This is a genomic window from Amycolatopsis sp., from assembly GCF_036008905.1.
Lineage (GTDB): Bacteria > Actinomycetota > Actinomycetes > Mycobacteriales > Pseudonocardiaceae > Amycolatopsis.
This window is the reverse complement of record NZ_DASYMU010000241.1, coordinates 22726-45936: the sequence shown is the minus strand read 5'-3', so window position 1 is coordinate 45936 and position 23211 is coordinate 22726. Positions and strand designations below refer to the sequence as shown.

General features: G+C 69.0%; 17 protein-coding genes. 9 read left to right on the top strand and 8 right to left on the bottom strand.

Annotation, left to right across the window (positions count from 1 at the left end; genetic code table 11):
- Positions 1 to 197: 197 nt before the first annotated feature.
- Complete coding sequence (locus tag VGP60_RS38415; protein WP_327553133.1) at positions 198 to 977, top strand: hypothetical protein; 780 nt, start codon at positions 198 to 200, stop codon at positions 975 to 977.
- Here VGP60_RS38415 and VGP60_RS38410 read toward each other — a convergent pair.
- Positions 974 to 1981 carry a stage II sporulation protein M gene (locus VGP60_RS38410; RefSeq protein WP_327553132.1) on the bottom strand — a complete coding sequence of 336 codons (1008 nt, stop codon included), beginning with the start codon at positions 1979 to 1981 and terminating at the stop codon, positions 974 to 976. The two genes, VGP60_RS38415 and VGP60_RS38410, sit on opposite strands and share 4 nt — an antisense overlap.
- 97 nt (positions 1982 to 2078) lie before the next feature.
- On the opposite strand from VGP60_RS38410, the gene VGP60_RS38405 reads away from it, so the two are divergent.
- Genes VGP60_RS38405 through VGP60_RS38395 form a run of 3 tightly spaced genes read left to right on the top strand, consistent with a single transcriptional unit; the run spans position 2079 to position 5546 of the window.
- Positions 2079 to 3017: an amino acid ABC transporter permease gene (locus tag VGP60_RS38405; RefSeq protein ID WP_327553189.1), complete on the top strand. Its 939-nt coding sequence runs from the start codon at positions 2079 to 2081 to the stop codon at positions 3015 to 3017.
- Positions 3010 to 3810 (top strand): amino acid ABC transporter ATP-binding protein, encoded by an 801-nt coding sequence (locus tag VGP60_RS38400; RefSeq protein WP_327553131.1) that lies wholly within the window; start codon positions 3010 to 3012, stop codon positions 3808 to 3810. Before VGP60_RS38405 ends, VGP60_RS38400 begins: the two co-directional genes overlap by 8 nt.
- Positions 3807 to 5546 carry an aminotransferase class V-fold PLP-dependent enzyme gene (locus tag VGP60_RS38395; protein ID WP_327553130.1) on the top strand — a complete coding sequence of 580 codons (1740 nt, stop codon included), beginning with the start codon at positions 3807 to 3809 and terminating at the stop codon, positions 5544 to 5546. The genes VGP60_RS38400 and VGP60_RS38395 overlap by 4 nt, the downstream gene beginning before the upstream one ends.
- Here VGP60_RS38395 and VGP60_RS38390 read toward each other — a convergent pair.
- The 3 genes from VGP60_RS38390 to VGP60_RS38380 form a co-directional block, all read right to left on the bottom strand.
- Positions 5543 to 6925, bottom strand: coding sequence for a GTPase domain-containing protein (locus VGP60_RS38390; protein ID WP_327553129.1), 1383 nt, complete (start codon positions 6923 to 6925; stop codon positions 5543 to 5545). The genes VGP60_RS38395 and VGP60_RS38390 overlap by 4 nt on opposite strands.
- Positions 6922 to 8712 carry a dynamin family protein gene (locus VGP60_RS38385; RefSeq protein WP_327553128.1) on the bottom strand — a complete coding sequence of 597 codons (1791 nt, stop codon included), beginning with the start codon at positions 8710 to 8712 and terminating at the stop codon, positions 6922 to 6924. Before VGP60_RS38385 ends, VGP60_RS38390 begins: the two co-directional genes overlap by 4 nt.
- An 84-nt stretch (positions 8713 to 8796) precedes the next feature.
- Positions 8797 to 9918 (bottom strand): IniB N-terminal domain-containing protein, encoded by a 1122-nt coding sequence (locus VGP60_RS38380; protein ID WP_327553127.1) that lies wholly within the window; start codon positions 9916 to 9918, stop codon positions 8797 to 8799.
- 238 nt (positions 9919 to 10156) lie between these two features.
- Here VGP60_RS38380 and VGP60_RS38375 point away from each other — a divergent pair, with 238 nt between their 5' ends.
- Both VGP60_RS38375 and VGP60_RS38370 read left to right on the top strand, forming a co-directional pair.
- Entirely contained in the window at positions 10157 to 11401 is a 1245-nt protein-coding gene (locus VGP60_RS38375) for an Hsp70 family protein (protein ID WP_327553126.1), read from the top strand.
- A 41-nt stretch (positions 11402 to 11442) separates the two neighbouring features.
- On the top strand, positions 11443 to 13845 hold the full coding sequence (locus tag VGP60_RS38370) for a LuxR C-terminal-related transcriptional regulator (RefSeq protein ID WP_327553125.1): 2403 nt from the start codon (positions 11443 to 11445) through the stop codon (positions 13843 to 13845).
- Here VGP60_RS38370 and VGP60_RS38365 read toward each other — a convergent pair.
- From VGP60_RS38365 to VGP60_RS38355, 3 genes are all read right to left on the bottom strand, one after another.
- A complete protein-coding gene (locus tag VGP60_RS38365) occupies positions 13842 to 14570 on the bottom strand; it encodes a hypothetical protein (RefSeq protein WP_327553124.1) in 729 nt (242 codons plus the stop codon). The two genes, VGP60_RS38370 and VGP60_RS38365, sit on opposite strands and share 4 nt — an antisense overlap.
- The gene (locus VGP60_RS38360) at positions 14563 to 17577 is read right to left on the bottom strand and encodes a DEAD/DEAH box helicase (protein WP_327553123.1); all 3015 of its coding nucleotides are present in this window, start codon (positions 17575 to 17577) and stop codon (positions 14563 to 14565) included. The genes VGP60_RS38365 and VGP60_RS38360 overlap by 8 nt, the downstream gene beginning before the upstream one ends.
- 447 nt (positions 17578 to 18024) lie before the next feature.
- Complete coding sequence (locus VGP60_RS38355) at positions 18025 to 18633, bottom strand: TetR/AcrR family transcriptional regulator (RefSeq protein WP_327553122.1); 609 nt, start codon at positions 18631 to 18633, stop codon at positions 18025 to 18027.
- Between the two features lie 102 nt (positions 18634 to 18735).
- Between VGP60_RS38355 and VGP60_RS38350 the strand changes: the two genes are divergently transcribed.
- From VGP60_RS38350 to VGP60_RS38340, 3 genes are read left to right on the top strand one after another with little or no spacing between them, the layout of a single operon-like run.
- Entirely contained in the window at positions 18736 to 19377 is a 642-nt protein-coding gene (locus tag VGP60_RS38350; RefSeq protein ID WP_327553121.1) for a 4'-phosphopantetheinyl transferase family protein, read from the top strand.
- A gap of 1 nt (position 19378) precedes the next feature.
- Positions 19379 to 20692 carry a DNA polymerase IV gene (locus VGP60_RS38345; protein WP_327553120.1) on the top strand — a complete coding sequence of 438 codons (1314 nt, stop codon included), beginning with the start codon at positions 19379 to 19381 and terminating at the stop codon, positions 20690 to 20692.
- Between the two features lie 58 nt (positions 20693 to 20750).
- The gene (locus VGP60_RS38340; protein ID WP_327553119.1) at positions 20751 to 22787 is read left to right on the top strand and encodes an MDR family MFS transporter; all 2037 of its coding nucleotides are present in this window, start codon (positions 20751 to 20753) and stop codon (positions 22785 to 22787) included.
- On the opposite strand, the gene VGP60_RS41870 is transcribed toward VGP60_RS38340, so the two are convergent.
- Positions 22738 to 23010 (bottom strand): HAD hydrolase-like protein, encoded by a 273-nt coding sequence (locus VGP60_RS41870; protein ID WP_414640472.1) that lies wholly within the window; start codon positions 23008 to 23010, stop codon positions 22738 to 22740. The two genes, VGP60_RS38340 and VGP60_RS41870, sit on opposite strands and share 50 nt — an antisense overlap.
- Positions 23011 to 23211 lie beyond the last annotated feature (201 nt).

The following is a 23211-nucleotide window of genomic DNA, read 5'->3' as shown; positions in this document are numbered from 1 at the left end:
TCAGGCGTGAGTGCGATGATCTCTAGCCGCCATCTGTCGACAGATGGCGGTCTCTTGCGCGCGAGAGGTCACGACATGTCGACATCTTGTTCTTGGCTGACACGATGGGGTCGGGTTTGGGGCGGGCGCTGGCATAAGGCGTCCGCTGGTGTTTCCCTCCGGTAGGGAGTTCACCGGACAGAGGGGATCGATGCGGGGTGCGCTGGTTGCTGGGTGCGGTGGTTTTGCTGGGTGCGTTGCTCGTCCAACCGGCCGCGGCTCAGCCCGCGGCCTCGCCGATGTATCTGGCGGCCGGTGGCGGCGCCGTTTCGCTCGCCGTCCTCGACGGAAAGCCGGTGCTCGCCGATGCCAAGGACGCCCGGGCACAATGGACGTACGACAAGGAATCCTTGCTGTACAAGAACGTTTCGACGTCCCAGTGCATCGCCGCGCTGAGCCCGGTCGACGGTCTGACGCTCAAGATGGTCGACTGCGACGCCAAGGATCGCTACCAGCAGTGGCGCCGCGCTCCCGGGCAGCCGGGGCTGGTCGTCGTCAGCAACGTCGCCACCGCGCGGTGTCTGACCGCTGAAGGAACCGCGCCGGGCGCGCGGATCTACCAGGAGGTCTGTTCCCTCACCGGGTTGGCGAACTACTGGGCCGCCGGTGGGCGCACGCTCGCGATCATCTCGGGCAACCTCCAGCGGCTGACCCCGCAGTCCGGCGGCGCGCCCTTCGTCATCAAGGTGATCGGCGACAACGGCCAGCCCGCGGCTGGTGTGCCGGTGAACTTCTACGTCCGCTCGGCCCGCGCCAAGAACTACCTCGTCTTCGAAACCGGCGCGGAGACGGCGACAGCGCCGACCGGGGACGACGGTATCGCGAGCAGCCCCAAACTCAAGCTCTCCGAGGCGGGGGAGTTCGACATCCGCTTCGCCGGCAGCGCGAGCCTCGACGACGGCAACAGCGTCGCCTTCGAGGGCAGCTGCCTCTGCTAACCCTTCTCAGGCAGCGCGTCACCGACGAAACGGGCGTCCAGGTCGCCGGTCTCGCCGGTGCGCACCGCGCGCCGTCCGAGCACGAAGACGTACGCCAGGAAAGCCGTCTCGACGACCACGCCGATCCCGATCCGCGCCCAGGTCGGCAGCCCGGACGGCGTCACGAAGCCTTCGATCACGCCGGTGACCAGCAGCACGCACGCCAGCCCCAGCGCCATCACGACCACTGCGCGCCCCTGCTCGGCGAGCGCGACCGCGCGGGAGCGGCGGCCGGGGTCGATCACCGTCCAGCCGAGTTTCAGGCCGGTCCCGGCGGCGACGAACACCGCGGTCAGTTCGAGCAGTCCGTGCGGCAGGATCAGGCCGAGGAAGACGTCGCCGCGCCCGGCGGAGGTCATCAGGCCGCCGCCGATGCCGAGGTTGAGGGTGTTGCTCCACAGCGCGCTGATCACCGGGATGCCGAGCGCGACGCCGAAGAACAGGCAGGTCGCGGCCACCCAGGCGTTGTTGACCCAGACGTGCGCGGCGAACGAACCGGCGGGCCCGGTGGAGTAGTAGGTCTCGTACTCGCCGCCCGGAGCGGTGAGGGCCTGGATCTCGGCGGGCGGCGCGATAGTGGCTCTGACCTGTGGGTTCTTCGCGATCCACGCCGTCAGCAGCCCGGCCATCGCCAGTGAGACGACCATCGTCGGCACCCACCAGCGCCAGCTCAGGTACACCACCGCGGGGAATTTCCTGGCGAAGAACAGCCCGACCTCGCGCCACGCCGGGCTGCTGGACCCGGTCACCGCCGAACGCCCGCGAGCGACCAGCCCGGACAGGTGCGCCAGCAGCGTCGGATCCGGCGCGACCGACCGCAGGATCGACAGGTGGGTGGCGGTGCGCTGATAGAGCGTGACGAGTTCGTCCGCCTCCGAGCCCCGCAACCGCCCGGCGCGCTTGATCAGCTCACCGAGCCGGTCCCACTCGCCGCGGTGCGCGCTGACGAACACGTCCAGATCCACCCGTTACCTCCCGATCCTGGAGTACAGACTATGGGGTCGCGACCGGAAGTTTGTCGGGGATCTCGACGGCCCAGCTTGCCGCACACCCAGCGAAAACCTGGATCCGCCGAATACCCCCAACCCACTTCCGGTCGCAACCACGGAGCTTCCGATAGTCCGGCTCCGCCACTGGGGCCGCTGGGTCAGCGCCGTCGTCATCCTGGCGCTGCTCGGCGCATTGGGCGTGGCGCTTTCCCAGGCACAGATCGACTATCCGTCGGTGCCGGAGTTCCTCTGGTACCGCGTGATGCTGGTGGGCCTGTTCAACACCGTGCTCCTCGCGGTGATCGCGCAGGCCAGCGCGATCGTGATCGGGATCGTCATCGCGCTCATGCGGCGCTCGGCGAACCCGGTCGCGCGGGTGTTCGCCGCGGTCTACATCTGGCTGTTCCGCGGGCTTCCGGTGCTGCTGCAGATCCTGATCTGGTACAACCTCGCGCTGGTCTTCGAGTTCATCTCGATTCCGCTGCCGTTCGGCGGCTTCCTGATCCACGAGCAGACCAACGTCCTCGTCAGCGCGTTCACCGCGGCGCTGCTTGGCTTGGCGCTCAACGAAAGCGCCTACATGGCGGAAATCGTGCGCGCCGGGCTGAACAGTGTCGACAGTGGACAGACAGAAGCGGCGAAGTCGATCGGCATGACCCCGGCGTCGACCCTGCGACGGGTCGTGCTGCCGCAGGCGATGCGGGTGATCATCCCGCCGACCGGCAACGATTTCATCAACATGCTCAAGGGCACGTCGATGGCCTCGGTCATCGGCGTCACCGAGCTGATCCACGCCTCGAACAACATCGCCTCGAACAACCTGAAGGTGATGGAAACCCTGCTGGCGGCGGCGATCTGGTACATGGTCGTGGTCACCATCGCCGGGATCGGGCAGCACTACCTGGAACGCGCGTTCGGCGCGTCCGACCGGATTCCCACGTCCGGGCCGTGGACGCGGGCCGCGCTCGCGTTGCGCACGGCCCCACTGCTGAGGAGGTCCGAGCGTGCCTGACCAGGTAGAACTCAAAGGATTAAAAGAAGAACCGCTTTTACGTGCGGTCAACGTCCGCAAGAGTTTCGGCGGCACCGAGGTGCTGCGGGGGATCGATCTCGAAGTCCGCAAAGGACAGGTGGTCTGCCTGCTCGGCCCGTCCGGTGCCGGGAAGAGCACGTTCCTGCGCTGTGTCAACCATCTCGAGACCATCGACGGTGGTCAGGTGTGGGTCGACGGCGAGCCGATCGGGTTCCGGCTGAAGGGCGGGAAGCTGTACGAACTCCGCGAGCGGGAGGTCGCGCGGCAGCGCCGGGACATCGGCATGGTGTTCCAGCGGTTCAACCTGTTCGCGCACCGGACCGTGCTGGAGAACGTTGTCGAAGGGCCGACGAGGGTACGCGGTGTCAGCCGTGACGAAGCGAAGAAGGCCGGACTCGAGCTGCTCGACCGGGTCGGGCTCGCCCACCGCGCGAAGGACTATCCGGGGCAGCTGTCCGGTGGGCAGCAGCAACGGGTGGCGATCGCGCGGGCGCTGGCGATGAAACCGAAGCTGATGTTGTTCGATGAGCCGACTTCGGCACTCGACCCCGAGCTGGTGGGGGAGGTGCTGGAGGTGATGCGGACGCTGGCCGCCGAGGGGATGACAATGGTCGTCGTGACACATGAGATGGCCTTCGCCAAGGAAGCCGCCGACGAGGTGGTCTTCATGGCCGATGGCGCGGTGGTCGAAACCGGTCCGCCGGGTGAGGTGCTGACCGCACCGAAACACGAGCGGACGAAGCAGTTCCTGGCGAGGGTGCTCGCCCAGTGAACCGCCTCTCCGCCGGTTACCTCGTCCAGTTCGACGAGCCCACCGGGTACCTGGACTTCGCGCGCTTCGGGCCGCCTTCGCACGCGGTGCTCGACACCACGGCGAACCTGCTCGCGCTCTCGACCAAGGCCGGTCCGTCCACTGTGGACGATCTGATGCGGCAGGAGGTCCGGGCGAAGGCCGCCGCGGCCAGGCTTTGCCGCAGCGACACCGATCACACGGTCTTGTTGCCCAACACCAGTCTCGGCTTGTTCCAGGCCGCGTTCAACGCGCCCGGCGGTGAGGTTCTGGTGTCGGGCGCGGAGTTCCCTGCCAACACCTATCCGTGGGCGCGCGCCGAGGAAGCCGGGCGGCTCAAGGTCCGCCGCATGGAGCCCGCCCGCGGTTACGTGACGGCCGATGCCGTCGCCGAGGCGCTGACCCCGGCCACCACGCTGGTCTCGGTCAGCGCGGTCGACTTCCGCACCGGCTACCGTGCGGATCTCGCGGCGATCCGTGAGGTCGTCGGGGACAGGGTGCTGGTGGTCGACGGCATCCAGGGCTTCGGGGTGGTCGACGCGCCCTGGGAGGTCGCCGACGTACTCGTCGTCGGTGGCCAGAAGTGGCTGCGGGCCGGGTGGGGCACCGGGTTCGCGGTGCTGTCCGATCGCGCACTGGAGCGGATGGACCCGCTCCTCTCCGGCTGGACCGGCGCCCGCGACCCGGGCCTGTTCGACGACGAGATCCATCCGCCCGCCGACACCGCGGCCTCCTGGTCGATCAGCAACCTGAGCCCGATCACCTCGGGCGCGTTCGCGGCCGCCCTCGAACTCGTCGAGGAGGCGGGTGTCGCGGCGATCGAAGCTCGGATCGCGGAGCGGGTCGGAGAACTCGAAGAAGTCTTGACTTCGTTCGGTGCCTCGATTGTTTCGGCGACCGAGCGTCGTGCGGGCATCCTCGCGTTCACCTTCCCTGGCCAGTCCGCCGAACAGGTCGGCGCGGCACTGAAATCGGAGGACATCGCCGCGACCGTTCGTCCCGAGCACGTAAGGCTTTCCCCACACGCGTCGACGTCTCCCGCCGCGGCGGAACGGCTGCGCGTGGCGCTCAAGCAGCTCAAGCCGGATCGGTGGAGCTCGGCTCCGCGCCTGACGCAGGCCGCGAGCGAGACGTCACACAGCTTGCTGACGGCGTTGATCCCGGCCGTCAGCGGACTGGCCAAGATGCTCGGCCCCGGCAACGAGGTCGTGCTGCACGACCTGAGCCGGTTGCCGGACTCGATCGTCGCCATCGCGGGTGGCCTCACCGGGCGCAGCACGGGCGGGCCGATGACGGACCTGCTGCTGGGTTTGGTGCGGCGCGGGACCACCCAGGACCTCACCGACTACGAGACGCACACCCCGGACGGCCGCCCGATCCGGTCGTCCACCATGTTCGTCCGGGATTCGGACGGTACGGCCGTGGGCTGCCTGTGTGTCAACAGCGAGCGGCCGGGCGGGGTGAACGGTGCGGGTTCGCACCAGGAGACCTTCCCACCGGACGTCGACAGCCTGCAGCGGTTCCTCATCGACAGGGCGGTCAGCCGGGCAGGCATCCCGGTGGAGCTGATGAAGAAGCGCCACAAGGCCGACGTCGTGCGTGAGCTGGACGAGGCCGGGTTCTTCCTGATCAAGGACGCCGTCGATCACCTGGCGGCGGAACTCGACGTCACCCGCTACACGATCTACAACTACCTCAACGAAACACGAGGGGTTTAGACCTGGGCGAGGGCTTCGCAGCTGCGCACGACGACCTTTGCCGCGCGCCGCTCTTCGACACCCAATGCGGGGTTCTCCGCTTGGCCGCGCCAGCGCGGGAAGATATCCGCCAGGAGGTATTGGACGTCGCTTGTCGACGGTTCCTCTTCGACGCCGAGCCGTGCCGCCGGGTCGGTGCCTTCGCCGCCGACGAGCCGGAGTGCTTCCGCGGCAAGGTCTTCCGGCAGGGCGACCTTGCCGGTGCGCAGGGAAGCGAGCAGGCGCAGTTCGCGGAAGTCGTGGGCGCCGGACAGGGCGCGGTCGATGGTCGCGGCGAGCCCGACGGTGCCGGGGTGGGGTTCCATCCGCAGCAGGACTTCCAGCGCGATCAGCGCGGACCGGGCCTTGAACACCGGGGTGCGGTCGGTGAAGCACTGGCCGATGGCGTCACGCAGTTCGCCGAAACCGCTGCGCTGCACCAGTTGTGCGGCGAGCGTGGGCACGGTGTCCGAGCCCTGCCGGATCAGCATGACGGCCAGCCGGACGCCGAACAGGCCGAACCGGTGCAACAGTAACTGCCGCAGCTCGGGTGAGCCGGGCAGCGGGCTGTCCTTGTGGGCGAACCGGTCCACCGAAAGCAGGTGCGGGTCCAGCTCGGCCTTCGGGATCGCGGCGAGCGCGGCGAGTGCGTCGAACTCGGGCTCTTCGAGGGTGCGTCCGGCGCTGGCGACCAGACCGGCGACCGGGATGACGTCCTGGCACAGCTCGCGGAGTTCGGGCTCGCGCCGGTGCCGCCGGGCGATCTGCCGGGCCGAGATGAGCGCGTCGACGCGGCCCGAGCCGATCTCGTCGGCGCGGGACAGGACCACCAGCGCGTTGACCGGGGTGGCGCCGGCGACCGGGTTGTCGTACAGCGTCCGCAACGGCTGGAGGTCGGCGTTTTGCGGGCGGGGCAACAGATACAGCACCGCGTCGGCGTCGGGGACCTGCCCGGCCGGGGTGTCGATGAGGATCAGGTCGCGCAGCGAACGGCTCGGCCAGTTCACCACGATCCGGTCCGCGGGCGAGACCTCGACCCCGCCCGAGTCGAGGTGCAGCCGGCGGTCCACTCGCGCCATCGGCAGTTCGCGCGGCGGCCCGGACGGCGGGTACACCGTCGCCGAAACCGTGGTGCTGGCCCGGTATTCGGCGATCGCGCGGGCACCGAGCTCGACCTGCTCGCCGACGATCGCGTTCAGCAGCGTCGACTTCCCGGTCCCCTCGGCGCCGACGATGGCCAGTCGCAGGGGTTCGGAAAACCGCGCCAGATGCCGGTGCAGCCAGTGCGTGGCCCGCGGATTGTCTTGGTAGACCTCGAGTGCCTTGTTGAGCGCCCCCCAGGCCGTCTCGGCGAGGTTCATGCGATCAACCCCCTCGGCACCGGCGCCAGCGCGCGCACCCGCTGCCGCAGCGCGCCGAGCTCGGTGATCGCGTTCTTGATCTCGTGCGCCCGCTTGGTGCGCCGCGTGACGTCGTCGTCGATGACCTGCTTGATGGCCTTCGCCGACTCCGAGATCTCGGCCCGCTCCCGCTGCGAGAACCCGGAGAACCGGTCGCGCAGCGCGCGGTGCAGCAGCCGGGCGGTGTCCTTGCTGTCCTTGCCGTAGGACAGGAAGAAGTCGTCGACATGGCGCTGCGCGGCGGTTTTCCCGGCGGCTTGACGGCGTTTGAGCCGGTGGCCGCGTTCCTCGAACACGCTCTTCGCACCGAACGCGGCACCCGCGCCGAGCGAGATCGGGTTGATCAGCGGCAGCCCGGCGAGGCTCGTCGCGAGCCCGAACATCAGCAGGCCGCCGTAGGAGCCGCGCATCCCGACGAACAGTTTCTGGCTGATGCCGAACTTCTCCACGGTGGGCTTGCGCAGCCCGTCGACGTGTTCGAGCGGGGTGTCCGGCGAAAGTGCCTCGCGCAGCACGTCCGGCCTGCCAGGGGCGATCTGCCGCGCGACCTTGGCGGCGATCCACTCGAAACGTTCCAGCTGCCAGCCGAAATTCGTCTCGGCGACCGCGGTGAGCTGGTCGAGGAGCCAGTCCTCGAACTCTTCCCAGGTCCGTGCCGGGTCGGCGGCGTCGAAGTACTCGTCGACCTCACGGATGATCCGCCGCGTCCGGTCGCGGAGATCGAACTCCATATCGGCCATCAGGTCGGCGACCTCGTCGTTGAGCAGCGTCTGCCAGCGCGTCGAGCTGTGCTGGAGCGCCTCCATGCGTTTGCCCGCCGCGTGCCATTTCGCGACGGCTTCACCGGCGTCGGTCTGCTGGGTCGCCGCGAACTCCTTGTGCAGCGGCGTACTGAGCTGCTCGACGGTGATCCCGGCCAGCGCGGCGACCGACCGCCGGCTCAGCAGCTCGGCCTGTTCGAGCCAGTCGTGCCGCAGGCGGTGGACGAGCTCACCGAAGCCGGATTCCGTGTTCAGGTCCCGGTCGCCGGTGCGGGCGGCGGCCAGCCGCAGTGTCGCGGACACCGGGACCACCGTGGCCGGCACCCCGGCTTTCGCCAGGTGGGTGCGGTTTCGCTCGGCGATCCGGCGCCAGTCCGGCGCGAGGTCGATCTTGGTCATTGCCACCAGAACCGTCGGGCAGAGCCGGGTGATCCGGCCCAGCAGCGCGAGTTCGGCGGCGGTCAGTTCGCAGGTGGCGTCCGAGGCCAGCACGACCGCGTCCGCGAGCATGCCGTCCGGTGCGCCGGCGGGGGTGTCGATCAGCACGAGCCCGGTGGCGAGCAGTTCGCGGGGGAGGCCGATCTGGGCGCGGAGGATGTCACCGCGTGGTCCGGAGGCTTCACGGTTCGCCTGTGCCGTCGCGGATTCGACGGGGACGCCGATCCGTTCCGGGGCACTCGCCTCGATCGCCAGCCTGCCGGCGTCGTCGGGGCCGAGGATGATCGACGCCGTCGGCGTTTCGGAGTGTTCGATGATGGCCGGGATCCGGGTCGTCAGGTCGTCGCCGACCGCGCACACCGGGGCGTTGACCAGCGCGTTGATCAGCTGGCTCTTGCCTTGACCGGGCTCACCGACGACCAGGATGCGCAGCTTCCGGTCGAGGAGGTGGTCTCTTCGTTCGCGCAGGCGCCCCATCAGATCTGCGCGATCGTGTTGCGCGCAGAACCTCATGGTGTCGTCCAGAAGATCGAGCCACGACGGAATCATCTGGCGTAGTGTGCCGTAACCCGTTCGAGATATAAAATCGGCGTGGTCCATCCCGAAGGACGGACCACGCCGATACCGGATCGATCAGTGACCGAGAAGCAGGTCAGTGGGCGCGTCGACCAGGTGGGGAAGGGCGAGATGGTCGGGAGACGCCACCTCACCCAGCGGGCTGTGACTCGCCGCGTCGCCGAGGGCGCCGGTAACGGACGAATCACTCAGATCCGGCAGCGGGTTCGCAACCGGAAGATGCGGCAGCTCGACCGGCAGGTGCGGCAGGTCCATCGGGAGCTGCGGAAGGTGCACGGGCAGGTCGTTGAGGTCGGGCACACCCGGGAGGGCGGGCACGGCCGGCAGCTCGGGCACGGCCGGGAGGCCGGGCAACGCGCCGGTGTCGGGGACCGGGAGCGCGCCGGCGTGACCCGCGACGGCGTCGGTGCCGTTGTCGAGCTGGACGGCCCCGGCGTAACCGGCGTCGGAAACGGCCTCGCCGACGGGCGGGACGCCGGTGCCGGTGAGGTAGCTGCCGAGAGTCGCGGAGCTGGTCGACAGGTGATCCGCGAGGACCTCGCCACCGGAGGAGACGTAGCTGGCGACGGTGCCGGCGGAGACGTCGGTGTCGAGCGCGGCGGTCGGGTCGGCGATCGAGTCGAAGCGCGGGACTCCGGGCACGGCCGGCAGAACCGGGAGCCCGGGGAGCGCGGCGGGGATGCCGCTCGACTCGAGGTCGAAGTCACCGAGCGGGGAGACGGAGCTGCCACCGGCCGCGAAGCCGTCGAGGCCGCCGGTGAGGCCACCCTCGGCGCCGACGGTGCCACCGGTCAGGCCGGCTGCGGCCGCGACGCCGGAGTCGGAGAGCTCGGTGCCCACGGAGTAGTCACCGAACGGGGTCTCGCCACCGAACGCGCCACCGTGGGAACCGGCGGACGGCGCCTCGAACTCGGGGAGGCCGTGGATGTCGGCGGCGTGGCAGACAGCCTGGAGCTGCTGGATCACGCTGTCGGCGGCACCGGTGTCCGGCAGCGCGAGGCCGGCCGGGGCGTAGTCGAGAACCAGCGGGATGACTTCCTGAACATCCTGCGGGGTGACGTCGTGCAGACCGGCGCCGGCGAGGGCGGCGGAGGGGTCTGCGCCGAAAGCGGAACGGGCGGTGTCGTTCGACAGGAGATCCAGCACGAAGTCGTGCAGGGTCTGCTCAGCGGAAGTCAACGGAATCTCCTTGGCATACCGGGGGATGGGAACTGGGAAGAAATTTATCGATCTTGATCCCGGGTGCCATCGGGGATCGGCCCGGGTCGTGAAGACCCCCAGCGGGTCCCGATCGTTAGGGGATTAGGGGATTGGTCTCCGGAAGGCCCTGGGGACTCGCTCCCGTGGTCACCCGTTTGGTAGGAAGGGCCACGCCGTATCCGTTCCGAGATCTTCGAAAGACGGAGGACCCGCATTTATGCCCTACGTAGTGGGGATCGACCTCGGCCACACCCGCACCACGGCGGCGGTCTGCCGCCGGGCCCAGGGTGCTTGGGGCGACGCGGACATCGCCGGTTTGGGTGAGGGGACCCGCTGGGCCGATTCGGTGTTGCACGTGGCCAGGGACGGCTCTGCGGCCTTCGGATCGCCTGCCCGGCGCTTGGCATCGGCCGAGCCGGAAGGGCTCGCTACGGGGCTTTTGGCGCGCGTAGGGGACGACGTGCCGATGTTGGTGCAGGGCATGGCCTATCCCGCGGAGATGCTCGCGGCGTCGATGGCGGGCTGGGTCGTCGACGAGGTCGCCGACGCCGAGGGCGGCCCCGCGGACCGGATCGTGCTCACCCACCCGCCCGGCTGGGGCGCGCACCGCCGCGGTGTGTTGCACGCCGCACTCGAAGAAGCCGGTCTGCACGGGGTGCTGCTGCTGCCGAGTCCGGTCGCGGCCGCCGAAAGCCGCGATCCGGTCGAGGTCGGCTCGGTGCTCGCGGTGTGCCGTCTCGGTGGTGAGCATGTGGAGTCCGCGGTGCTGCGGCGCGGACCGGCCGGGTTCGATCTGCTGGCCAGCACCGGGAACACCGCGCCACAGGTCGGCGCCCGCCTCGACGACCTGGTGCTCGAGCACGTCCTCGCGCTGGCCGGGGTGACGATGGCCGATCTCGGGCCCGCGATCGGACTGGTGCGCTCGGCTTGTGGGTACGCGAAGGAACAGTTGTCGCATACGCCGGAAGTGGTCGTCCCGGTCGGTTTGCCGGGAACGGCCATCGAGGTCCGGTTCACGCGTTCGGAGTTCGAACACCTCGCCCGGCCGGTGCTCGCCGCTGCCTTGGCGCAGCTGCGGCAGATCGCGTCGCCGATTCCCGAGGACAGGCTCGCGTCGGTGGTCCTTGTCGGCGGCAGCGCCCGGATCCCGCTGGTCACGGATCTGGCGCACGAGATCTTCGACTGCCCGATCCTGGTCGATCCCGACCCGGGATCGGCGGTCTGCCGGGGCGCGGCACTGGCTGCGCGGCCCCGTCTTCCCGCGCCGGCGCCGTTCGCCGAGACGGCCCAGGAGCAGTCGGCCGAGCTCTCGCTGCGTGAGCAGTACGACGTCGAACCCGACGACGGCGAGTTCGACGAACCCCCGCCACCGAGACCGCCCATCGACATCACCCCGCTAGAGGCGCCCAAGCGCTTCGCGATCCCAGGCCGCAAGGCCAGCCGAGACGAGGACGGTCTGTGAGGTCTGTAAGTGTTTTCTCAAAGCCGGTTTCCGCCGAGCCGGTGCTCACTGCGCCCATTCAAGATGCGCCGACCCGGCAGCTGTGCGCGGAGATCGCGGGCGGCCGCGTCGATCCCGTGCGGCTCGCCGTCGTGGCGCCCGGTGAGTACGGCAAAACGGCGTTGCTCGAACACCTCGCGCGGATCTGCGAAACCCCGGTGGTGCGGTTCGGGCGCGACGAGGTCGACGGACCCGCGCTGGTGCTCGCCGACGCGGCGCATCTGCTGGGCGACGACGAACTCGGCGAGTTGCGGCGGCTGGCGGACGACGACCGGGTCGGGTTGGTGGTCGCGGCGCGCCCGAGTCCCCGGCCCGCCGCGCTGAACGACCTGCTCGGCCGGTTCCGCGGCCAGATCGTGCTGCGGCCGTTCGAGCGCCCGCAGATCGACGCCTACCTCGAGGCCGCCGGCGTGGACAGCGGGCTCGCGGAATTCGTCCACACCCAGACCGGCGGCGTCCCGGGATTGGTGCACCGCCTGGTGAGCGCGCTGGGCTCCACCCCGGAGCTGCCCGAAACCGTGCTGGCCGAGATCGCCGGGATCGTCCACGCACCGGATACCTTGCAGTTCCTGCTCGCCGCCGAAGCGGGCGCCGGACTGGACGTCGACCTGCTGCGCGAGGTGCTGGGCACCGAAGCCGACGGGGTCGCCGAGGTGATCGACGCGGCGCGCGCGACCGGGCTGCTCGGACCGGACGGGAGGCCATTGCCGATCGGCGTGAGCGCGGTCCGTTCGCTGGTCCCGGTCGAGCAGCGGACCGCGATGCGGCGACGGCTCGCCGAGCTGCGGCTGGAAAACGGCGGTTCGATGCTCACGATGGCCAGGAACTGGCTTTCCGACGAGCTCACCGGCGAGAGCGTGGCCAAGGCGTTCGAAGCCGCCGCGCAGGAGGCTTTGCCGACGGACGCGGCACTCGCGGCCCGGCTGTTCGACGCCGCGGTGGCCGCCGGGACACCGGTGACCGCGGTCAGTGCCCGCTGGGCGGAAGCCGCGGCCCGCGAAGGAGACCTCGACACCGCGCTGCGGCTGGCGGACCAGGCGATCGCGGGGGAGGACAAGACGGAGCGGGCGCTGGGCGCGCGCGTCATGGGTGCCGCGCTCGCGCACCGGGGTCAGCTCGCGCGCAGTGCGGAACTGCACCGCTGGGCCGGGGGCGGGCAGGCGAAGGCGTTCGCCGCGATCGCGCTCGTCGGCACCGGACGTCTTGCCGACGCCGAAAAGATCCTCGGTCAGTCCGATGTGGACGAACCGCCGACCCTGCTGACCGGTGCGGTGGAAGCCGCCGCGCGGGGCATCCTCGAATCGGTCACCGGACCGCAGACGAGCGCGTTGTCCACCATGGTCAACGCCGCGGAGATGCTGGAACCGGTCGGCCGGGCCGTGCTGCTGCCCGACAGCCCGGCCGCGCTCGCCGCGGTGATGGCGTTGCACCGCGGCGAACTGGCCATCGCGGAGCAGCTGCTGGAGCGCGCGATCGCCGCGGAAACCGGTGGGGCGACGTTGCTCGCGCGGCACCGGCTGCTGCTGGCGTGGCTCTCGATGGTGCGGGGAGAGCTGGCATTGGCCACGGAAATGCTGGAAGAAGCCGGGAGCGAGCTGGAATCGCGGGACTGGCTCTTCGCGGTCGCGCTGGAGGTCGGGCTCGCCCGGCGCCGGAGCGATCTCGCCGCGCTGCGGCGGATCTGGGGCGAGGCCTGTGAAGCCGTGATCCGGCAACGGGTCGACCTGTTCACCCTGCTGCCGTTCGGCGAGTTCGCGGTGGCCGCGGCGAGGCTCGGCGAGCAGGACAGGCTCGCGCCGCATCTCCGGCAGGCGCGCGAACTCCTCGCCGCGCTCGGCGATCCTCCACTGTGGACGGGACCGCTGCACTGGAGCTGCCTGCACGCGGCGATCATCGCCGAACGTCCGGCCGAAGCCGAGGAACACGTGACGGCGCTGGCCGCGGACGCCGGGCTCGGCGCGTACCCGGCCATGCTGTCGGCGGCGGCAAGTTGTTGGCTGCGGGTGCTTTCCGGCGCTGTCGACGTCGTCGAGGTGGAGACCGCCGCCCGGGGACTGCACGGTGCCGGGCTCTGGTGGGACGCCGGACGGCTGGCGGGACAGGCGGCCATCCGGACGTCGGACCGCAAGGTGATGGTGACCCTGCTCGACTGCGCCAGAACGTTGCGCGGCAAGTCCGATGAGGACGAGTCGGCCATGGCGTCCACAGTGGACAACTCGGCACTGAGCGAGCGTGAGATCCAGGTCGCCGAGCTGGTGCTGGCGGGGATGACCTACAAACAGGCCGGGGCGCAGCTGTTCATCTCGGCGAAGACGGTGGAACACCACGTCGCGCGGATGCGCCAGCGGCTCGGCGCGTCCAGCCGCAGCGATCTCCTCTCCCAGCTCCGAACCCTGCTGGGCTAACTTTCGCCAGCTGTCGACAGATGGCGATAAGCCGGGCGCAGGAGGTCGACGACGTCGTGGCCGCGCAGGGTGATCGGCAGTGGGTCGAGCTGGTCGAGCAGCGCGTCCGGGTTGCCCGCCGGGCGTGACGCGCGGATGACGGGCTCGGCGGGCATGGTCCAGAAGGTGTCCAAGGATTCGGCGAGGGACGGGCCGTCGCTGGGCTCTACTTCCTTGCGCAGGCTCCGGATCCGCGCGAGCAGTTCCGTGCGGGTGCGGCCGCGCCAGGCGAGGATCCGGAACGGATCGGTGTCGAAGGAGTCCGCGAGGACGGCGCAGACCGCGGCCAGGTGGCGGCACGGCATCTCCCAGTTCGGGCAGGTGCAGTCCATCGACAGCTCGCGCAGCGTGGTGGGGAACAGTTCGAGGTCGAGGTCCGCGAACACCTTCTCGATCTCGGGAGGTAGCTCGCCCGCGAGCAGTTTCGCGGTGTACAGCGAACTTTCCGCCAGCGCGGCTTCGACCAGGGACCATTCGCGGGCACTGAGCGCTTTGACGCCGATGCGTGTCCGGTACGTCGTGTCGATGCCGCTCTGGACCTGGCCGACGACCACGCTGGTGGACAGCGACATGCTCAATACCGTGCCCGCGCGGGCGTCGCGGCGGCCGCGGTCCAGGCCGTAGCCCATGCCCAGTGCCTCCAGCACCTGGACGAACCGCCGCGACCACCAAGTCCGCTCACTCACCGGTCAGTCCCGGGGACAAGGCGACGAGGTCGCGGAACTGGCTGGTCGACAGCTCGGTCAGCCAGCTTTCACCGGCGCCGACAACGAGCTGCGCCAAGGCTTTCTTGTCCTGGATCATCGTGTCGATCTTCTCTTCCAGCGTGCCGATGCAGACGAACTTCCGCACCTGGACGTTGCGCTTCTGCCCGATGCGGAACGCCCGGTCCGTGGCCTGGTCCTCGACCGCGGGGTTCCACCAGCGGTCCAGGTGCACGACCTGGTTCGCCGCGGTCAGTGTCAGCCCGGTGCCTCCGGCTTTCAGTGACAGCAGGAAAATCGACGGTCCGCCGGGAGCCTGGAACCGTTCGACCATCGCGTCACGCGCTGCCTTGGTGGTGCCGCCGTGGAGGAACAGCACTTCGGTGTCGAAGCGCGCGGACAGGTGCGGCACGAGCATCTGGCCGAATTCGGTGAACTGCGTGAAGCACAGCACCTTGTCGCCCTCGGCGAGTGCTTCTTCGAGGATCTCCTCCAGCCGCGTCAGCTTGCCGGAGCGCCCGGCCACCCGCGAGCCGTCGCCGAGCAGTTGCGCTGGGTGGTTGCAGACCTGTTTGAGCCTCGACATCGTCGCCAGCACAAGGCCCTTACGCGCGATGCCCTGACTCGCCTCGATTTTGCCGAGCATGTCGTCGAGGACGGCTTGGTAGAGCGACGCCTGTTCGACGGTCAGCGTGCAGAGCTGTTTCATCTCGATCTTTTCGGGCAGATCGGTGATGACCGTCGGGTCGGTTTTGAGCCGCCGCAACAGGAACGGTCCCGTGACGCGCCGCAGTCTCGCGGCCGTGCCGTCGTCGCCGTAGCGCTCGATCGGGACCGCGAACCGCGCGCGGAAGGTGTTCGCGGTGCTCAGAATGCCCGGGTTGAGGAAGTCCATAATGGACCACAGCTCGGCGAGCCGGTTCTCCACCGGGGTCCCGGTCAGGGCGACGCGGTGTCGTGCGGGCAGGGCCCGGACGGCACGGGACTGTTGTGAGCCCGCGTTTTTGATGTTCTGGGCCTCATCGAGCACCACCCGATCCCAGGTGATCGCGCCGAGGATTTCCGCGTCCTTGGCGGCCAAGGCGTAGGTGGTGATGACGAGATCCTTCTCGGCGATCGTCGCGGCCCATTCCTCACCGCTGAGCCGGGCGCTGCCGTGGTGCACGTGGACGGCGAGCTTCGGCGCGAATCGGGCGGCTTCGGTTTCCCAGGTGTTGACGACCGACATCGGGCAAACCACCAGCGTCGGCGGACGTCGTTCGTCAGCGCGGGTCAGCGCCTCCAAAGCCAGCAGCTGCACGGTTTTGCCAAGGCCCATGTCGTCGGCAAGGCAGGCGCCGATGCCGAGCTTGTCCAGGAAAGCCAGCCACGCCAAGCCGCGGCGTTGGTACGGCCGGAGTGTCGTCTTGAAGCCCGGAGGCGGCGGAACGGGCTCGAGATACCGATCCGCTTGCCCGGACAGCAGTTTGCCGACACTGTCCTCACCGCCGGCCGAGATCACCGGCAGCGGGAGCCCGGAATCCTCCGGCGGCAGGCCGATCTGCCGGAACAGGTGGCCGATCGACGCCTGTCCGCCCGGGGTGTGCTTCAGGAACGCGAGCCCGGCCGCCAGGCGCTTCTGGTCGATGTGGACCCATTGACCGCGGACCTGGACCAGCGGCACCTTGGCGTTCGCCAGTTCACCGAGTTCGCCCTCGGTGAGCTGGTCTTCGCCGAGCGCGAGATGCCACCGGAAATCCACCAGCGCCTTCTTCTCGACGCTGACTTCCGTGGTCACCGCGACCGAAGGCGACCTTTTCACCGTAGTCAGCTTCAGCCCGAGCTCGACCGGCCGTCGCCACCAAGTGGGGAGCAGGACACCGAAACCGGCCTGCTCCAAGGAAGTCGCCCGGGTCAGGAATTCGTAGGCCTCCGCCGCGTCGAGATCCAGCCCGACCGGATGGGGCTGATGCAACGCCTCGTCCAGCCCGCGGTACAGGCGGCTCGCCTGGCCGAGTTGGGTGAGCAGCAGTTCGTCGGGCCGATCCACCCAGCGCTGGAGCACACTGCCACCGGCACGCCACACCTGCGACGCGGGCACCAGCACACTCGGGTCGTCGACGGCCTGCAGGAGGAATTCCAGGCGCCAGGCGGGTTCCGGATCCTCGTCGCGGACGTCGAGCTGTCCGGGGGTGCTCAACCGGAAGCAGAGCCGCACCGGTCCTTCGTGGACACCGCTGGCGTGCCACTCCTCGAGCCGGCGCGTGAGCCGGTGCACCTGCACGGGATCCGCCTCGAACCGAGGAGTGCCGGTCAACGCCGTCAGCCAGGCGTCCGTGGCGACGTCGGCCGCGGCGAGCCTCCCGCGTCGAGGCGGGGTGAGCCGCACCTCGGTGAGCCGGAGCCGGACCATGCTGTCCACCAAGGCATCGAGCGCGGCTTTGAGCACAGTGGACGGTCCGCGTTCCGGGGATTCCGCGCGGAAGACCGGAGGCATCGCGTCGCGCAGGGTGGCGAACCTCGCGGAGTCCACTCCGGACAGGCGGGGCAGCCACCGGGCCGTCGGTCCCGCGATGACGGACGGCAGTACGCGGCCGCGGTCGACGAGGTCGCGCGCGAAGGTCACCACGGCGTCGAGGTAGTGGATCGACGCGCCCGAGCGGCAGTCCGGGATGGCCAGACTGTCCAAAAGGGAGGGAACGGCGGCAGGTTCGATCGTGACGACCGGAACCTGCCGCACACTCAGCCGAAGCCGCTCGTCTGGCTCGAGATCCGGGTCACGGGATAGTTCGGGGGACGCGGCGAGTGTCGAAGCGTAGGAGGGGAGTGCCATCGGCGCCATCCCGGTCTTGCCGACACCCGGCGGGAGGAGTTCGAGAAGTGCTTCGGCGGGCACGGCGAACGGATGCACTGTCGCGTCCGGCGTCGGCCCGGCGTGGACCGTGGAATCCTCCGCCCACAAGGCGAGTGCGGGGTTTTCGACGAGGAACAGGCTGTGCAGAACCAGCACCGCCGCTCACCCGTCTCCCGCTCGTCCGAAGGCCCATCTTGACGGCCGTTCCCACGGGAGGGACTCTAACGCCCTCCCGTGGGAACGTCGTCAAGGTGGGCCTTCGGAGCGCCTTCGGCCTCTTCTGTCAGGTCGGGCTTCGGCATGAAGAGCGCGACGACGCCAGCACGAAGACAAGGATGACCATCGCGAGCGCTCGCCTATTCATTTCTTGGTCCTTTCTTGAGTGAGCTCGGATAACGCCCGTATTCGGGCAGGAAAGGGCCATGGAGAAAAGGAGAAAGAATGGCTACGCGCCGGCGGCGACCATTATCCGCACGCCGGTGGGCGCACCCCCGAGAATTCATACATACCTACGTCCTAGACGAATGTACACATCCGGTCCGGGGGACGCGAGCAACAAAAAGGCGAGACCGGAGAACCGGTCCCGCCGCGTAGGAGAGGGGGTCAGGCCGAGGTGGCCGCGGCCTTGTCGCGGTGCACTGTGGCGACGATGGCACGCAGGGCGTCGGCGAGATCCTTGCCGGTCGGCGCGTGCTCCGGATCGACGAGCAGCTGGGCGATCACGCCGGTGACCAGCGCGTGATAGAACGAACCGACGGCTCGCAGTGTGGCCTCGTCGGTGCTCTCCTGGAACATCCCGACCTCTTTGAAGACCTCGACAGCGCCTTCGCGACCCTGCTCCATGCCATCGGCGAGCGCCTCCCGCACGACGGGGACGTGGTCGACCTGGGCGAAGGCCTCGAAGCTGGCCAGCCACAGCTGCCGTTCGTTGGGGAACTGTTCGATCATCCGGGTCCAGACGGTCTCGAACCGCTCCAGCGGCCCCGCGTCGGGCTCGCCTTTGGCCAGTGCCGCGGAGAACTCCAAACCCGATTCACTGATGGCCTCGACAAGGGCCTTGTTGAGCAAGGCATCCTTGGAGCCGTAGTGGTATCCGATGGACGCGAGGTTGGTGCCCGACATGGCCACGATGTCACGCGCTGTCGTCCTGGCGTAACCCTTCTCGATCAGGCAACGCTTGGCGCCGATCATCAGGTCCTCACGATGTCCCATGCTCTGACCTTACTCGGAGTGTCACACATCAGTCTTATACAGTTCACCGGATTGCGCGCCCGGGCAGCGCCGCCGGAGCGAAGCCGACGGAAGGGAACAGCCTTGCTGGAGCGGATCGTCCCGGCCGGGGTCGTCACGTCGGAAGCGTTCGACGACTCCCACGACATCGTCCTGTTTCCCGAAGAAGCCGAGCTCGTCAGCCGCTCGGTGGAGAAGCGGCAGCGCGAGTTCGCCACCGCGCGCTGGTGCGCCCGCCAAGCCCTCGCCGGACTCGGCCTGCCCGCGTCACCGATCCTCCCCGGCAAACACGGCGCGCCCCAATGGCCGGACGGCGTCGTCGGCGCCATCACCCACTGCGCCGGCTACCGCGGCGTCGCCCTCGCCCGCACCCCGGACGTCGCCATGCTCGGCCTGGACGCGGAACCCAACGGCCCGCTTCCCGACGGCGTGCTCGACGCCATCGCGCTGCCCGCCGAGCGGGTCTGGGTGGGCGAACTCCTTGCGGCGGAACCGAAAGTGCGCTGGGACAGGCTGCTGTTCAGTATGAAGGAGAGCGTCTACAAGGCGTGGTACCCGGCGACCGGGGTGCGGCTGGAGTTCGAGGACGCGCTCATCACCGTGGACAGTGCCGCGTCGACGTTCGCGGCGAAGATCCTGGTACCCGGGCGGGTCCGCGACGTCCTCGAGGGCCGATGGCTGGCGGAAGACGGCCTCGTCGTCACCGCCATCACCGTCCCGCGCTGAGGTGCGCTGGGTCATCCATCTGGACATGGACGCGTTCTTCGCCGCGGCCGAACAGCTCACCCGGCCGACGCTCGCGACGCGGCCCGTCGTCGTCGGTGGCACCGGCCCGCGTGGGGTGGTCGCCGGGGCTAGTTACCAGGCGCGTACCCACGGCGTGCATTCCGCGATGCCGATGTCCCAGGCGCGCCGGTTGCTGCCGTCGAACGGCGTGATCCTCCCGCCGCGGTTCCGGTTGTACGAGATCCTGAGCCGCGAGGTCTTCGGCATCGTCGCCCAGTACGCCCCGGTGCTGGAGCGCATCTCGCTCGACGAGGCGTTCGCCGAGCCGACGGCGTTGGCCGGCGCGAGTGTCGAGGAGGTGCGGGCGTTCGGGGAAGCCCTGCGCACGAGGATCCGCGCGGAGACCGGGCTGACGGCGTCGATCGGGGCGGGCGCCGGGAAGCAGGTCGCGAAGATCGCCTCCGGCCAGGCCAAGCCGGACGGGCTTCTGGTGGTACCGCTCGGAACCGAGCGCGAGTACCTCGCCGAGCTGCCGGTGCGCGCGATGTGGGGAATCGGCCCGGTCGCCGAGGGGAAACTCCGCACGATCGGCGTGCAGACGCTCGGCCAGCTCGCGGCGCTGTCCGAGTCCGACGCGGTTTCCGTGCTCGGCGGCAGCGTCGGCCGCGACCTGCGGGTGCTCGCCGCCGGGATCGACGACCGCCCGGTCGCCGAACGCGGTGAGGCCAAACAGATCAGCGCCGAGACCACCTTCGACATCGACATCATCGACCTCGCCCGCCTGCGGGCCGAGGCGCGCAAGATCGCCCGGCACGCGCACACCCGGCTGGTCCGCGCAGAGCGGGTCGCGCGCACTGTGGTCGTCAAGCTGCGGCACACCGATATGAGCATCGTGACGCGGTCCGAGACGGCGGCCTATCCGACCGACGACGTCGACCAGCTGACGGCCATCGCCGAGCGTCTCCTGCTCGACCCGCAGCAGTTCGGCGGTGTCCGGTTGGTCGGTGTCGGTTTCAGCGGACTGTCCGAGCCGCACCAGGATCCGCTCTTCACCCTCAGCGTGCCGTCAGCGCCCGCTGTGCTTGAAACCTCTACTGTGGTCGCCGCGCCCGCGCCGCCCCCGGAGTTCGGCGGCTGGCGGCCCGGCGACGACGTCGTCCACCCCGAGTTCGGCACCGGTTGGGTGCAGGGGGCGGGCCACGGCCGGGTCACCGTGCGGTTCGAAACGCGCCGCAGCGGGCCCGGCGTCGCGCGCACCTTCGCCCAAGCCGATCCGTTGCTGAGCCGGGGCGACCCGGCGGACTGCCTGAAGTGAGCACTCGCCTGGGTGAATGGGCGCGCAGACGGGTGTGGTCGAGCCTTACTGTCGCGCCATGGCCGTAGCTGAGGTAGACGAAACGCCCGCGCTGAGCAGGGGAGCGAAGAACACGATCGTCGCGGCGATCATGCTGGGCATGCTGCTGTCGGCCCTCGATCAGACGATCGTGGCGACGGCGTTGCCCACGATCGTGAGCGACCTCGGCGGCGGGAACCACCTGTCCTGGGTGGTCACCTCGTACCTGCTCGCTGAGACGATCATGACCGCGCTGATCGGCAAGTTCGGTGACCTCTTCGGCCGCAAGAAAGCCTTCATGATCAGCGTTTCGCTGTTCCTGATCGGCTCGTTCTTCTCCGGCTGGGCCGACTCGATGGGCTCACTCATCGCGTTCCGCGCGGTACAGGGCCTCGGCGCCGGCGGCATCATGGTGACCGCCGCGGCCGTTATCGCCGACGTCGTGCCGTTGCGGGAGCGCGGTAAGTACCAGGGCGTCATGGGTTCGGTGTTCGGAGTGTCCACTGTGGTCGGCCCGCTGCTGGGCGGGCTGTTCGTCGATCACCTGAGCTGGCGGTGGGCGTTCTACGTCAACCTGCCGCTCGGGATCATCGTGCTGATCGTGGCGGCGGTCGCGCTGCCCAGTATCCGCAGTGTCGGCAAGCCGAAGATCGACTACCTCGGCATCATCCTGATCGCTTTGGCCGCGACGGGGTTGACCCTCGTCACGAGCTGGGGCGGCACCGAGTACCCGTGGGGTTCGCCGACCATCCTGATCATGGCCGCCGCATCGGTCGTGCTGCTGGTGGCGTTCGTGTTCGTGGAAAACCGGGCCGCCGAGCCGATGTTGCCGATGCGGTTGTTCAAGAGCCCGGTGTTCAGCGTCGCCAGCGTGCTCAGTTTCGTCGTCGGGTTCGCGATGCTCGGCGGGATCACGTTCCTGCCCACGTATCTGCAGTACGTGCAAGGCGCGAGCGCGACCAGTTCGGGCCTGCGCATGTTGCCGATGGTGGTGGGGCTGCTCGTCGCGGCGTTGGTCAGCGGCACGGTGATCAGCAAGACCGGCAAGTACCGGATGTTCCCGATCATCGGCTCGATCCTGATGACACTGGGCCTGTTCCTTCTGTCCTTAATGGATGCTGCGACCAGTTTTTGGGAGACGTCGGCGTTCATGATCGTGCTCGGACTCGGGGTGGGCATGATCATGCAGGTGCCGGTGATCATCGTGCAGAGCACCAGTGACTACAAGGATCTCGGCGTCGCGACCTCCGGGGTGAGTTTCCTGCGGACGCTGGGAAGTTCGTTCGGGGTGGCGCTGTTCGGCACGATCTACGCCAGCGGGCTGCCGGACAGGCTGGCGACGGCGTTCGCCGAACATCCGTTCCCGCCGGGGGTGGATCCGCGCCTCGCGCAGAGCGTTCAGGGCCTGCATTCCCTGCCGCCCGAACTGAAGGCGCCGATCATCGACGCCTACGTCGGGGCGCTGCACCAGGTGTTCCTGGTCGCCGCGCCGGTCGGGCTGCTCTCCTTGCTGGTGGCCCTGTTCCTCAAGGAAGTCCCGCTGCGCGACACCTCACGGGCGGCGGCGTCGGGGAACAGCGGTGTCGGCGAAAGTTTCGCCGTCCCGGCCTCCGGCGACTCCCACCACGAACTGGAACGACTCCTCGCGAACGTGCTCGGCAGGCTCAAGACCGATCCCGGCCCGGCGATCCTGGCGCGCTCGGGCCTGTCGATCAGCTACGCGCAGGGCTGGCTCATCGCGCAGATCTTCCGCACCGGCAAGCAAGGCGGGAACATGACCATGCAGGACATCGGCGCCGAGCACAGGGTCCCCGCGGGCATCTTCGAACCGACCGCGCGCCAGCTCGTCGACGCCGGTTACCTCGTCGAGGTGCACGGGCACTACCGGTTCACCGACGAGGGCATGGAACTGTTCGCGCGGCTCGTCGGCAGCTGGCGGCTGTGGCTGCTCGAACAGCTGGAGGACTGGCAGGAGAGCAAGGACGTCGACTTCACCGCCGACATCGACCGCCTCGCCGAGCGCCTCGTCAGCGACGGCCGCGCCCTCTCCACCGGCAAACACGCCGCCTCGCTCTAACCGTCCCGGGGAATATGTCGACACTTTCCCCGGGGGCAGACGTGGCGAGGAGCTTGCTGAGGGGCGTGTGGGTGAACGAGGGGAGGACGAGGTCGGCGTGGGTGACGTCCAGCGGCAGTTCGTTCCCCGGCTCCCGGAACATCTCCTGCCACGCGAGCAGGATGGCCGACTCGGTGTCCACGAGGAGACCGTCGAAGTCGAAAATGAGCGCTTTGATCGTCACTCGTGCACACTAGCTGTGTGCCGGAACGAGTACTCCGTGTACCGTTCGAGCGAAATCCTGAGCGGCGCCTAAGTTCTGCCTAAGTAAACGTTAAGTCTTCCTCAAGGTGTATTGCCAGCGTGAGACTTCGGGCACAAACTAGTGTTCCTAAAGGCAGTGGATCTCACCACCGCCCTCGCGCACTGAGATCATTAACCTTTT

Bases quoted from the DNA above. Each gene is read 5' to 3' on its own strand.
- VGP60_RS38340 (WP_327553119.1), top strand. From the start codon at position 20,751: ATGGCCGTAGCTGAGGTAGACGAAACGCCCGCGCTGAGCAGGGGAGCG.
- VGP60_RS38390 (WP_327553129.1), bottom strand. From the start codon at position 6,925: ATGAACCTCGCCGAGACGGCCTGGGGGGCGCTCAACAAGGCACTCGAG.
- VGP60_RS38355 (WP_327553122.1), bottom strand. From the start codon at position 18,633: ATGGGACATCGTGAGGACCTGATGATCGGCGCCAAGCGTTGCCTGATC.
- VGP60_RS38385 (WP_327553128.1), bottom strand. From the start codon at position 8,712: ATGATTCCGTCGTGGCTCGATCTTCTGGACGACACCATGAGGTTCTGC.
- VGP60_RS38375 (WP_327553126.1), top strand. From the start codon at position 10,157: ATGCCCTACGTAGTGGGGATCGACCTCGGCCACACCCGCACCACGGCG.